Source organism: Arachidicoccus rhizosphaerae, assembly GCF_900107765.1.
Classification (GTDB): domain Bacteria; phylum Bacteroidota; class Bacteroidia; order Chitinophagales; family Chitinophagaceae; genus Arachidicoccus; species Arachidicoccus rhizosphaerae.
This window is the reverse complement of the sequence record NZ_FNQY01000008.1, coordinates 118505-131821: the sequence shown is the minus strand read 5'-3', so window position 1 is coordinate 131821 and position 13317 is coordinate 118505. Positions and strand designations below refer to the sequence as shown.

Sequence of the window (13317 nt, the reverse complement as noted above, 5' to 3'; positions counted from 1 at the left end):
ATGGGACTTATTCTGTACAGAATATTATTATTTTTATATGCCTCAGGCGTAGAAATCGCTTCGGTTTTTAATAAAAAAGCCCGGCTATGGTATCAGGGGCGCAAAAGCATCTTTAAAAGGCTCTCCAAGGCTTTTAAAGGAAATACAGCTCCCGTTATCTGGTTTCACTGCGCCTCTTTAGGGGAATTTGAACAGGGCCGGCCATTACTGGAAGCCCTAAGAGACCGCCATCCGGATCATAAGATCCTACTCAGCTTTTTTTCTCCTTCCGGTTATGAAATCCACAAAAACTATACAGGCGCGGACTGGATCTTTTACCTTCCGCTGGACAGCCACTATCATGCAAAGCGCTGGCTGAGTATCACAAAACCCAAACTGGTTGTTTTTGTAAAATATGAATTCTGGTATTTTTACCTGAAAGCAGTCCATGACAGAAAAATCCCGTTAATATTAGTGAGTGCCTTGTTTAGAAAGGATCAGCCCTTCTTTAAGTGGTACGGTTCTTTATTGCACATCAAAATGCTCAGGTTTTACCGTCATATCTTCGTTCAGGACGACAACTCTGTCCGCTTACTGGAATCCATCCACATCCAGGCGGTAACCAGGACGGGTGACACCCGGGTGGACCGCGTATTAGCCGTCAGAAATAACTGGACGCCCATCGAGAAAATAGATCAGTTCTGCCAGAGCAGTCCTGTAATAGTAGCCGGCAGTACCTGGCCGGAGGACGATAATGAAATCAGGCATTACGCCGCCTCTCATCCGGAGATCAGATTTATTATCGCCCCTCATGAAATTCATCCGAACAGACTGGAAGATTGCCTGGAGCTTTATCCGGGCAGTATCTTATACAGTCAATATCTTTTACAACCGGAAGCCTTCGCCGACAGGCATATACTTATCATCGACAATATAGGTAAACTCAAAAGGCTGTATCATTATGCCAGGATCTGTTTTGTAGGTGGCGGATTTGGCAAAGACGGGATTCATAACACCCTGGAAGCTGCCGTTTATGAAAAGCCTGTTGTTTTTGGGCCCGTTTACGAGCACTTCAAAGAGACCGTTGAAATGGAAAAAGCAGGGGCCGCCTTTCCTGTAGATAACGTACTGGAGCTGGAACAAACCTTTAATGACCTGCTCAGTGACCAGCCGCTCTATCAAAGTGCCTCCAGGGCCGCCGCAGATTTTATCCGGCAAAGTGCAGGCGCAACCAATAAGATTCTTACATTTATTGATCAAAACCTTATTCCTTAATTTTCTAAGCAATATGCAGCAACAAAAACCGGCTTTTAAACATTCTTTGAACCTGATGGATGCCACCATGATCGTGGCAGGCTCTATGATTGGTTCCGGTATTTTTATTGTATCCTCAGATATTACCCGCCACGTCGGCAGCGCCGGCTGGATGATTCTGGTCTGGGTGATCACTGGCGTTATGACCATCCTTGCGGCCGTCAGTTACGGTGAGTTGAGTTCCATGTTTCCAAAGGCAGGCGGCCAGTATGTGTATCTGAAAGAAGCCTATAACCCGCTGGTCGGTTTCTTATATGGATGGAGTTTTTTCTCGGTCATTCAGACCGGCACCATTGCCGCTGTCGGCGTGGCTTTTAGTAAGTTTACGGCTTACCTGTTTCCTGAAGTAGGCGAAAATGTCATTATGCTGACCCTGGGGCAATTTCAGATCAGCGCCGCTCAGGTGCTCTCCATTGCCATTATCATATTACTGACCGTTATTAATTCCAAAGGTATCCGCAACGGAAAGATTATTCAGACCTTCTTTACCATTGTAAAAATCCTGTCTTTAGCGGGACTCATCTTATTTGGCTTCATGGCTTTTAAATCCGATGTCTGGACAGCCAACTGGCAAAACGCACTGGACCTGCATATGTTGAATGCCGATGGCAGTTTCAGTGAATATACGATGATGGCCGCCTTTGGAGCGGTAGCGGCGGCCATGGTCGGCTCCGTGTTCAGCAGTGTGGCCTGGGAAAACGTCACCTTTATCGCAGGTGAGGTCAAAAACCCTAAAAGAAATGTAGGACTCAGTCTATTTTTAGGCACCCTTATGGTAACCCTGCTTTATCTGGCCGTAAACGTCGTTTATCTGGCCGTACTACCCTTACATGATATCGCTTACGCCACCAATGACCGGGTAGCCGTTGCGGCTTCCTTGCAGGCCTTCGGTCCGGCTGGTACCCTGATTATTGCCGTCATGATTATGATTTCTACTTTCGGTTGTAATAACGGGCTGATTCTGGCCGGTGCCAGAGTCTATTACACCATGGCCAATGACGGTCTGTTTTTCCAAAAAGCCAGACGCCTCAATAAACATGAAGTACCGGAGTTCGGTTTGTGGATCCAGTGTATTGTTGCCAGTCTGCTTTGCCTGAGTGGTAAATACGGTGATCTTTTAAATATGGTCTCCTTTGTAGTGGTATTATTTTATATGCTGACCATCATCGGTATTTTCAGGCTCCGCAAAAAAATGCCGAACGCTGATAGGCCTTATAAGGCACCCCTATATCCTGTGCTTCCGGCCATTTATGTATTAATCAGTGCGGCCTTTTGTATCCTGCTTGTTTTTTACACCAGAGATTATGTGATTGGTGGTCTGATTATCGTAGCCATCGGATTCCCGTTATATTATATGGCCAGAAAAAACAATGTCCTTCAACCCGCATCCTCCGACAAGCAGCAGCAGGAAGAAGGCTAACCGCTCTTCGTCTGTTCCCTGAAGGCAGGTATTATTTCCAAAGCCTTTACAAAATCAAAAGTGCCCTGTTGATCAAACAGGGCACTTTTGATTTTGCAGGCGACCAGTCAGTTATCCTTTATATAAGTCCGGACCGGCCTTTAGCACTTCCCTGTCTACTACACCAATGGCCTTATGTAAGCGCGCTGCTCCCTGCCCGTTTATGATACTAAAAGGTGTCTGCTGATGCATTAACAGGTCCAGGTAATGATTAAAAAGGTTTTGCCGCATTGCCGGATCAGGGTATTCTCTTAAAGGGTCCGGCGCCCAGGGCAGATCAATATCACATAAAAGGTAATAATCATAATGACGCACTGCTATCTGCTCCAGAATCCAGTGATCACAGTGCTGAAAGGCAAATTCGCTCCATATCTTCATGACATACATATCCGTGTCAATCAGCATCATTGCATCCTTCAGCTGCCTGGCCTGGCTGTCCACCAGATCCTCTGCCTTCAGCTGCCCTTTTGCAATCGCCAGCAGATCCGCCCGGGTGTAATGGCCATCCCTTTGATTTTGTTCCAGGTAACTACGTGCATATTCCGGACACCATAAGGCACCATAATGTGTGGCCAACTGCTGACAAAGAACAGATTTGCCCGTACTCTCCGGACCAATCACCACAATTTTTAAGGGGGTATGCAACATGTACTTATAATCGGATAAAAACGGCGCTAAGGATTCAGGCTTAATTTTCCCAAGTATCGCAGTCCATATAAAATAGTGGAGATGTGCATCGCCTGGTTAATTCTTTTTTCTTCAATTAAGGTAATCAGCTGCTCAAAACTCAGTTCCAACACCTCAATTTCTTCATTTTCATCGAGCTCCTGCTCCTTAATCTTTCTTCCGCCCGTAGCCACAAACATATGCATCAGGTTGCTGTTGGTGGAAGGATTCGCGGAGATCTTGCCCAGATAATGAGCCGATTCAAATGCATATCCGGTCTCTTCCAGCAATTCTCTGCGGATGGCATCCTCAAAGTTTTCATCCGTGTCATCCACACATCCTCCGGGTAGCTCCAGGCCTACCTCTCCCAAAGCATGGCGATACTGACGGACCATTAAGACTTTATCCTCGGCCGTAACAGCCAGGGCTGTCACCCACTCCGGAAATTCAAATACATAATAAGGATCTATAATTTTCCCGTCTGCTCTTTCACATGTATCCTTTCTGACCGTAAACCAGTTCTCTTTAAATAGATAACTTGAGTCCAGTACTTTCCATTTCAGGGGATCGTCGATTGCCTGTTCTTTATTTTTATCGGGTGCTGCCATTTGCGTCTAAAAATAATGATGATATAAAAAAATTCAAATTCAAAAATAAGTCATTTTACAATCTGCTAGCTCCAGCCCATCCGGTCCTTTAACTCCATGATATGTGCCAGATGGTGTCTGCCGTGCCAGCTATATAAGCCTAAATGTTCCCACAGATCCACCTCTTTTTGATCCTGAGGATAGATCATGACTTTATCCCAGTCCGTCTCTTTGAGGGATTCATAAATCTTGGCCCATCTCAAATGCAGGCTATGTAGTAAGGTAAGGGAAATATTTACGGGAAGTGCCTTGGTATCTTCCAGTTCCGCCCATAAATGTTCCTCATAGGATTTTATAACGGGACGATGCTCCGTCAGCGCCATTTTAAGTCTGATATACGCATTCATGTGACTGTCTGCCACGTGATGAACCAGTTGATGAATCGTCCACCCGCCCGGACGGTAGGGTGTATGCAGGGCCGGAGCATCCAGGCTCTGCACAGCCAGTTCCATAAGCGCCGGCAAAGACTGAATATCAGAAATCCACTTCATTTTCTGGGTCTCACTAAAAGGCCTTTTTTCAAACTGCCCGATAGGATACCGTAGTTTTTCCAGATCAGGATCAGGCACTTGGCCATTTGTTGAAAGGATATTTAAAGTAGGCATCATCCAGGGTTTTATATGATAGGTTTAGATAATTCAATAGTGACCGCACGGGCATGGTAGCCCTGATGCTTTCAAACCAATTTCATGCCGACTGGCCGTATAATTACCCAGGCAGGTAATGTAAAAAGCATGCGTCCTGCTTTTCCTGCTATATATCTCTGAGCGTTTTACCGGTCAGGTGTAAAAAGACATCTTCCAGATTGGCCATTTTAACCTGTTTAGGTCTTTCAAAACCGGTGGCCACCAGATCATCTATCATCTGATCCGGCGTATCCAGGGAAATAATATTTCCTGCATCAACAATCGCGATCCGGTCGCATAAAAACTCGGCTTCATCCATGTAATGCGTGGTCAGAATAACGGTCGTCCCCTTGGACTTGATCTCCCGGATCAGTTCCCAGAGATTGCGTCTGGCCTGCGGATCGAGTCCCGTTGTCGGCTCATCCAGGAAAATAATCTTGGGCTTATTAATCAGTGTGGTAGCAATGGAAAATCTTTGTTTTTGTCCTCCGCTGAGCTGTTTGAACTTATTTTTTGCCTTTTCTCTTAATTGCACCGTGTCCAGAAGCACTAAGGGGTCCACTTTCTGGTTGTATAATCCGGCAAACATTTCCACCAATTCCTGCAGGTTCAGCCCCGGGTAATACCCGGCAGCCTGCAGCTGAACGCCAATGATTTTCTTGATAGCCCCCGGATTCACATCCAGGTCGATGCCATCCACCACTACTTTACCACTGGTTTTAGGGCGCAGGGTTTCAATGATTTCCAGGGTCGTTGACTTGCCGGCGCCATTAGGCCCCAGCAGTCCGAATATTTCTCCCGGCATTACGTCAAAGGAAATCCCTTTAACGGCATTAAAATCACCGTAATTTTTCACCAAATCCCGCACTGAAATAATAGGCTCTACCATGGGCGCAAATTACTTGATATTTTTGGAATGCCGACTGCTTTAGGCCTTTTTAACGCTTGTTCGTAATAGATTTTGCCGCTATTGACAGCTTTGCTGCTGTAAATTCATCAAATAGTCCGCCTCATCCTGTATTTTTGCCAGCGATACAATTATCATCTCAAAGTTCATACATCAAATCATGCGGGTATATAAATTTGGCGGAGCCAGTGTCCAGGACGTAGACCATGTAAAACATGTCGGAAAGATATTAGAACAATCCGGGGAAGAAAAGACCCTGATTATTATTTCTGCGATGGGCAAGACCACCAATGCACTGGAAACGGTGGCCGAAGCATTTTTTGAAGGCAGAAAAGAAGACGCGCTCAGGCTTTTCGCAGATATCCGTAAACAACATCTGACGCTCGCTAAATACTTACTGGTGCTGGAATTTAATCCCTGCATTGCCCAGTTGGCTGATTTTTTCACCGAGGTAGAATGGTTATTGCATGATAAACCCGTCAGAGAATTCAGTTATTATTATGATCAGATTGTAAGTGTAGGAGAACTGATGAGTACCTGTATTATCAGCTATTTCCTCAAAGAATTTAAAATCCCGAATCATTGGCTGGATGTCAGAGATGTCTTAAGGACGGACAATCATTTTCAGGAAGGAGTTGTAGATTGGGATTTCACCACTCAGGCTACCCAGACCGCACTGTTACCGCTGTTTGAAAGCAACAACTTTGTCCTTACCCAGGGATTTATCGGTTCTACCGATCAGTGTGAAAATACCACGCTGGGCAGAGAAGGCAGCGACTTCAGCGCCGCCATATTTGCCAATATATTAAATGCCACAAGCCTTACCATCTGGAAAGATGTGGAAGGAATTATGAATGCGGATCCCAAACAGTTTCCGGAAGCTGTCTATCTGCCACAGCTCAGTTACCGGGAAGTCATAGAAATGGCCTATTATGGTGCACAGGTCATCCACCCCAAGACCATTAAGCCACTGCAAAACAAAAGCATTCCTCTTTATGTTAAATGCTTTTTGGACACCGGATTACCGGGCACCGTCATTAATCAGCATACGACCACGGGCCTGCCGCCGATCTTAATTCATAAGCACCACCAGGCGCTGATCCATTTAAGAACCCTTGATTTTTCTTTTATGGAAGAAAAGCCCATGAGCCGGTTATATAAAATATTCAGGGAGTTAAAGATTAAGCCAAGTCTGATCCATACGGGCGCCATTACCTTACAGGTTGCCATTGATGACCACAGTGATAAAATTGAACAGTTTGCCACGAAGGCCAGTGAAATTTTTGATGTGCAGGTGCAAAAAGATTTGAACCTTTTTACCATCCGTCACTTTACTGAGGAGGCTAGAGCCCGGTATCTGACCGGTAAACAGCCGGTTCTTTATCAGCAAAATGAAGCCCATTTACAGGTGCTGTATAAATAAAAAAGAACCAGGCGCCCATAGCCATCCTTATAGCCACTCAAATTCAGCGGACGGCGATCTCCCCTAAATCCGGTATTTTTTCCAGGAATTAGGGGCAGCATCCATATTTATGCTAACTTTAATTCAAATAAAAGCTTAAATTATGGAAAATAGCTCTATCCTGGGTCATGATACCCAACCGGCCACGCCGCCCACACAGGACGAAAAGACCCTGGGACTTCTGGCGCATATCATTACATTTATCAGTGCCTTTTTAGGGCCTTTAATTATTTATCTGGTAAAAAAAGATGAATCGTCCTTTGTTAGTGAACATGCCAAGGAATCACTCAACTTTCAGATTACGCTGGCCATTGTCAGCATTATTCTGTTTATCTCTATTGTAGGGATCCTGCTACTCTGGGTCATTGGAATCATTGATGTCGTATTGGTGGTAGTAGCTACCATCAAGGCCTCAGAAGGCAAACTCTATCGGTACCCCTTTGCCTTAAGACTTATTAAATAAAAGCAGGCCTGATTGTGTGCACCATTGCATCTGCTTCAGCTATTTCGTTTACCTGGTGTTTACAGCAGGCGTAATGGCTGGGAGTGCCTGATAAAAAAGCGCATGCCCGTTATCCTTCTCTGGTAACGGGCATGCGCTTTTTTATCGTTTTATATTTTATTCAGGCCTATCTATAACCTGAGTTACAACTATCTGCTTCTGCCAGAGCTTCTCGTAGCTCCGCCACCACCACCGCCGCCACCGCCGCTGCTTCTGCTAGGGGCAGAGTAACTTCTTGTTGCCGGTGTATAACTCCTGGTCGGAGGTGTATAGCTTCTCGTGGAAGGTGTCGTATTTCTGTTGGCAGGCGTGTAACTCCTGGTTGTAGGTTCGGTACGACGGATGGTATTACCACTTCCGTTTTGTGAGTAAGTCCGGTTAGCGGGCTCATATCTTGAACGGCTGTTGCTCGCATCTCTGATAGACGGCTGATAAGAACGAACACCTCTTGTGTTGCTGACATTCATATCCCTGTTGGAAGACCAACGACTTGCAGCAGAGGTTCTGGCAAAGGTCTGACCATCTCTTGTGACCAGATTGGAATGCCGGGTGGCCCTGCGTACTATATAAGGAGAATACCCCCAGCCACCGCCATAATATCCACCCCCGCCGTAGTAGGGATATCCCCAATAACCGCCATAGTAACCTGGCCATCCATAGAAGCCGCCCCAACCGGTGTAAATACTACCCCAGCCGTAATAACCGCCCCAGCCGTAGCCGATGCCTATCCCCCAGCCCCAGGGTGAATAGCCACCCCAGCCCCAGGGAGATCCCCAGCCCCAGCCACTATACATGCCTAATCCCCAGAAAGGATTACCGGCATAGAAGTTAGCGCCGAAATAAGCCGGATTATATACATAGCCATTATCATAGGCTCCACTGTTAAAATCTATTTTGGGCTCTTCTCCGGCAGAGGTATCTGCATCCCAACTCTCATCATAGCCATCCAGGTCATCCCCCTGATCATTAGGATTATAATACTGATCGCTATTATACTGATTGGGATTGTTACGGGCATAACTATCCTCAGGTCTTGCCTGATAGACAACCGTACAACTTCCCATTAGAAGAGCCACAATACCGACGGTTAATAATTTAGTTTTCATTGTTCAATATTTTAATGCACGGGCGCTTTTTTCATTTTTGCTTGTCAGTTGCCCGGTTGCTTTCATCGACTTTAATAACGTAAATATCAGTCATTTTGCTACACAAACTGCTTAAATTTAAGCTATTTTTGTCAAATTCAAAACTTTAAACCTTAGGTTGTTAAATTACCTGCGAAGTTAGTACTTTTGCAACCTATTTTATTAGACTTTTTATTAGACAAGTAGTTAATCTTTAAAACTTAATAAATCGTTAAATAAACTACAGTAAACCAGCATCACATTAATATATTATTGAACACAAAATAAGATGAGTAAAGAAATAACATCCCGCAGTGAGGATTATTCCCAATGGTATAATGATTTGGTAATCAAAGGAGAACTGGCAGACTACAGTGCAGTCAGGGGTTGTATGGTTATCAAACCCTACGGATTTGCACTTTGGGAAAATATGAGGGATGTACTGGACAGGATGTTTAAGGAAACCGGTCATGTGAATGCTTATTTTCCATTGTTTGTCCCCAAAAGCCTTTTTGAGGCAGAGGAAAAAAATGCGGAAGGATTTGCTAAAGAATGTGCCGTGGTCACCCACTACCGTTTAAAAGGAGATCCTGAAAACAAAGGTAAACTGATGGTGGATCCGGAAGCCAGGCTGGAAGAGGAACTGGTCGTGCGCCCTACCTCAGAAGCTATTATCTGGAATACCTATAAAACCTGGATTCAGTCTTACAGAGACCTCCCGCTGCTCATCAATCAATGGGCCAATGTTGTCCGTTGGGAAATGCGGACTCGTCTGTTTTTACGGACAGCTGAGTTTTTATGGCAGGAAGGTCATACGGCCCATGCTACCCAGGAGGAAGCCGTAGCGGAAGCCGTAAAAATGCTGCATGTATACGGAGACTTTGTTGAACAATATATGGCTGTGCCCGTTATCAGAGGCGTTAAAAGTGAAAGTGAGCGATTTGCAGGAGCAGTCGACACCTATTGCATAGAAGCCCTGATGCAGGACGGTAAAGCCCTGCAGGCCGGCACCTCACATTTTCTGGGTCAGAATTTTGCCAAGGCCTTTGACGTTAAATTCTCCGATAAACAAAATAAACTGGATTATGTGTGGGCCACAAGCTGGGGCGTATCCACACGTTTGATTGGCGGTCTGGTTATGGCGCACAGTGACGATGAGGGACTGGTTTTACCTCCCCGAATCGCCCCTATTCAGCTGGTCATTGTTCCTATTTTTAAAGGTGAGGAGCAAAAGCAGCAAATCGATGCAGTTATCGTTCCCTTTATCGACAAATTAAAATCCAGGGGCGTCCGGGTGAAATATGATGATGCGGACAATCAAAGACCGGGCTGGAAATTTGCAGAATACGAGAAAAAAGGCGTTCCCCTTAGAATTGCCATCGGCATGCGTGATCTGGAAAACAAGCAGGCAGAGGTAGCCCGCCGGGATACCAGAGAAAAGGCAACCTACGCTTTGGAAGGGCTGGATGAACAGATTGTCACCCTGCTGGATACCATTCAATCCAGCATCTTCAATAAGGCGAAGGCGTTTCAGCAGTCAAGAATCACTCCGGTTGACTCCTGGGATGAATTTGTCCGTTTACTGGACGAAAAACCGGGTTTTCTGGCAGCCCATTGGGACGGCACCGCTGAAACCGAGGAAAAAATCAAAGAGCTGACCAAGGCCACGATCCGCTGTATCCCCTTGGACAACCCGCAGCAGGCCGGCACCTGTATCCTCAGTGGCAAACCCAGTACACAGCGTGTATTGTTTGCCAGAGCTTATTAATGTAGATGCTACTGTTACAACCTGTTGCATTTTTGCTTCAGCCTATAGCATCCTCAATGCAAGGTATTATTTATCAGCCGTTTCTCTTAGAACCAATAAGAGAGGAACGGCTGAATTTTTTATTGCAGAACAAATAATTATTTTTGCCTCATGAAATATCAAGTTGGCGACGAAATACTGGTCTTACAAACAAATGAAGAAGGACGTGTCTTGGAAATCATGGACGACCAGATGGTCATCGTAGAAGTACGCGGCGTTAAATTTCCCATCTATATCGATCAGATAGATTTTCCATATTTTAAAAGGTTCTCTCAAAAACCGGTGGTTCCGGCTCCCAAAAAAGACAAGGTTTTTATCGACCAGATACCGGTAGAGAAAAAAAGCCAGACCAATCATATCAAGGCGGAAAACGGTGTCTGGCTGACCCTGCTTCCCAAATATGCCCTGGATGAATTCGGGGATGACATTGTAGATTATTTTAAGGTCTACCTGGTCAATCAGACCAGCGATAATTTGTTATACTACTATCAGTATGAGAAAAACGGACAGGTCAGTTTTGAACTAAAATCAGAAGTACTGGCCCATAAAGATGTCTATATACACGACATGGACTTTTCCGATTTAAATGACTATCCTCATTTTTCCGTTGAATTCTCTCTGAGTAAAAAAGACGATAGCCGGGCAGAATACTTTGAGACGCAATTAAAATTAAAACCCAGACAGGTTTTCAATAAGGTTGAAGAGATTAAAGACAAAAACGAACCGACTATTTCCTATTCTTTACTGGAAAAATACCCGGCGAGGGAAAAACAGGTGAAAGCATCGGATAATATGGATCTAAGCTCCTTAACTAAGCTGGGATACAAGGTAGTACCCGCCAAAAAATTTAAGGAGACCCTGCCAGCCGTCAGAAGTGTGGTGGATCTGCATATTGATAAAATTACGGATAATCCAAAAGGATTGTCTCATTTTGAAATGCTGCAACTCCAGCTACGAGAGTTTGAAAAATGGTATGAGATCGCCGTTATTAACCGTCAACCTAATCTCATTGTGATTCACGGCGTAGGTAAAGGAAAACTCAAGGAGGAAATTCATCAGTTACTCAAAAACAGAAAAGAAGTAAAAAGTTTTGTCAATCAGTTCGACGCCCGTTTTGGCTTTGGTGCAACTGAAATATTTTTCCAGTATTAATCACAAAAGTCCTGCTCTTAAGGAGGCCATGTGCCTGTGCTTTGAAAAAGAACAACCTTTTTTGATGCCACTTCCCGTAACCGGACTTTTTTAAATAGATAATTTCTTGCGCATACCCGGACTCCCGTCCGGGTATTTTTTCTAATACCAAAGCCGGCACCTCCCTCCCACCTTGCTGCAAGCCTACCTGTTCAGGAACATAAATCCTGCAAGTCGGTGGAAGTTTTTCCGGAAAATACCCAGCAGTATTTAAATTACGAGGTAAATTTGGAAAATTTTCTTTTATGACTGCAAGTCCGCTACAGAACAATAGCAACAAAAACATCATTTTACTGGTCCTGGTAGCCTCCCTGGGGTATTTTGTAGACATCTATGATTTACTGATTTTTTCCATTGTCAGAATTCAGAGTTTAAAGGATATCGGTGTTTTAGAAAGAGAAATGCGCCAGATGGGAGAATATATCCTTAATATGCAGATGGCCGGGCTCTTGATCGGCGGTATCATCTGGGGTGTTATGGGCGACCGCTACGGCCGCTTAAAAGTACTTTTTGGGTCTATTCTGTTATACTCTATCGCCAATATCTGTAACGGGTTTGTCCAGGATGTAAATATGTATGCCTTTATCCGGTTTATTGCCGGCATAGGCCTGGCAGGGGAACTGGGAGCCGGCATTACCCTGGTTGCCGAAACCATGCCCAAGGAGAAAAGAGGTTACGGTACGATGATGGTGGCTGTGGTCGGTTTATTCGGGGCGGTAGCGGCCAAAGAGGTCTCCCATTATTTTGACTGGCGCAACGCCTATTTTGTAGGGGGCGGGCTGGGCATCGTATTACTATTTTTAAGGCTGGGGATTTTTGAATCCGGTATGTTTGAGCAGACCGCTAAAAACAGTCAGGTCAAAAAAGGCAGCCTTGGCATGCTGCTTGGCAATAAATCCAGACTGGTCAAATATATCCATTGTATACTGATCGGTTTACCGCTGTGGTTTGTCGTAGGAATTTTACTGACCCAGGCCCCGGAAATCGGCAGGCATCTGGAGGCTAAAGGGGTGCTGGACGCGGGCAGCGGCATCATGTTCGCCTATATTGGCATATCCTTTGGCGATTTGGTAGCCGGACTGTTGTCTCAGCTACTGAAATCCAGAAAAAAAGTCATTCTGATCTTTTGCCTGTTTACCCTGGGCAGCTGCACCTATTACCTGAATTACAAAGGCATCACTCCCACACAATTTAACTATTTGGCTTTTATTATTGGTCTTGGAGTGGGCTACTGGGCTAATTTTGTCACCATTGCAGCTGAACAGTTCGGGACTAATTTAAGAGCCACGGTGACCACCACCGTCCCGAATTTTGTCAGAGGCGCCCTGATCCCCATTACCTTGCTTTTTGAGGTATTTGTCAAAAAATTCTCCCTGATTCCGGCAGCTTATATCATGCTATTTTTGCTGGTGGCCATAGCCCTTTTTTCACTCAGCCGCCTAAGGGAATCCTTCCACAAAGACCTGGACTATATAGAAGAAGATGCGGTACCTGCAGTATAGTCTGCCCCAAAAAAGTGATATCAGCAGCATGCCAGTTGCGCTTTAAAAAGCCGGCATCTACAAATAAAATAATATACATATACGTATCTATCTTATTAACAATTAATCCATTCTCATTTTCATAAACCCTA

The 13317-nt window shown here is 45.0% G+C and carries 12 protein-coding genes; 7 read left to right on the top strand and 5 right to left on the bottom strand.

Translation table 11 applies throughout. The features are described 5' to 3' along the window. Together BLU80_RS08685 and BLU80_RS08680 are read left to right on the top strand one after the other, a co-directional pair. Positions 1-1254 (top strand): 3-deoxy-D-manno-octulosonic acid transferase, encoded by a 1254-nt coding sequence (locus tag BLU80_RS08685; protein WP_091396703.1) that lies wholly within the window; start codon positions 1-3, stop codon positions 1252-1254. Positions 1255-1267: 13 nt separating this feature from the next. Continuing rightward, complete coding sequence (locus BLU80_RS08680) at positions 1268-2713, top strand: APC family permease (protein WP_091396700.1); 1446 nt, start codon at positions 1268-1270, stop codon at positions 2711-2713. A 111-nt stretch (positions 2714-2824) separates the two neighbouring features. Here the strand turns inward: BLU80_RS08680 and BLU80_RS08675 are convergent, their stop codons facing one another. The 4 genes from BLU80_RS08675 to BLU80_RS08660 form a co-directional block, all read right to left on the bottom strand. Continuing rightward, the gene (locus tag BLU80_RS08675) at positions 2825-3400 is read right to left on the bottom strand and encodes an AAA family ATPase (RefSeq protein WP_091396697.1); all 576 of its coding nucleotides are present in this window, start codon (positions 3398-3400) and stop codon (positions 2825-2827) included. A gap of 26 nt (positions 3401-3426) precedes the next feature. Then, positions 3427-4026 (bottom strand): NUDIX hydrolase, encoded by a 600-nt coding sequence (locus tag BLU80_RS08670; RefSeq protein ID WP_091396694.1) that lies wholly within the window; start codon positions 4024-4026, stop codon positions 3427-3429. A gap of 65 nt (positions 4027-4091) precedes the next feature. Beyond that, the gene (locus BLU80_RS08665; RefSeq protein WP_244518829.1) at positions 4092-4673 is read right to left on the bottom strand and encodes a YfiT family bacillithiol transferase; all 582 of its coding nucleotides are present in this window, start codon (positions 4671-4673) and stop codon (positions 4092-4094) included. Between the two features lie 145 nt (positions 4674-4818). Beyond that, positions 4819-5580 (bottom strand): ABC transporter ATP-binding protein, encoded by a 762-nt coding sequence (locus BLU80_RS08660; protein ID WP_091396691.1) that lies wholly within the window; start codon positions 5578-5580, stop codon positions 4819-4821. A 178-nt stretch (positions 5581-5758) separates the two neighbouring features. Here BLU80_RS08660 and BLU80_RS08655 point away from each other — a divergent pair, with 178 nt between their 5' ends. Together BLU80_RS08655 and BLU80_RS08650 are read left to right on the top strand one after the other, a co-directional pair. Then, positions 5759-7021 carry an aspartate kinase gene (locus BLU80_RS08655; RefSeq protein ID WP_091396688.1) on the top strand — a complete coding sequence of 421 codons (1263 nt, stop codon included), beginning with the start codon at positions 5759-5761 and terminating at the stop codon, positions 7019-7021. Between the two features lie 142 nt (positions 7022-7163). Then, the gene (locus tag BLU80_RS08650; RefSeq protein WP_091396686.1) at positions 7164-7523 is read left to right on the top strand and encodes a DUF4870 domain-containing protein; all 360 of its coding nucleotides are present in this window, start codon (positions 7164-7166) and stop codon (positions 7521-7523) included. A gap of 188 nt (positions 7524-7711) precedes the next feature. Here the strand turns inward: BLU80_RS08650 and BLU80_RS08645 are convergent, their stop codons facing one another. Beyond that, entirely contained in the window at positions 7712-8668 is a 957-nt protein-coding gene (locus tag BLU80_RS08645; protein WP_091396683.1) for a hypothetical protein, read from the bottom strand. Between the two features lie 307 nt (positions 8669-8975). On the opposite strand from BLU80_RS08645, the gene proS reads away from it, so the two are divergent. From proS to BLU80_RS08625, 3 genes are all read left to right on the top strand, one after another. After that, a complete protein-coding gene (proS, locus tag BLU80_RS08640) occupies positions 8976-10454 on the top strand; it encodes a proline--tRNA ligase (RefSeq protein ID WP_091396680.1) in 1479 nt (492 codons plus the stop codon). 150 nt (positions 10455-10604) lie between these two features. Continuing rightward, on the top strand, positions 10605-11645 hold the full coding sequence (locus BLU80_RS08635) for a Smr/MutS family protein (protein WP_091396679.1): 1041 nt from the start codon (positions 10605-10607) through the stop codon (positions 11643-11645). A 284-nt stretch (positions 11646-11929) separates the two neighbouring features. Further along, positions 11930-13186 carry an MFS transporter gene (locus tag BLU80_RS08625; RefSeq protein WP_091396673.1) on the top strand — a complete coding sequence of 419 codons (1257 nt, stop codon included), beginning with the start codon at positions 11930-11932 and terminating at the stop codon, positions 13184-13186. Positions 13187-13317: the final 131 nt, after the last annotated feature.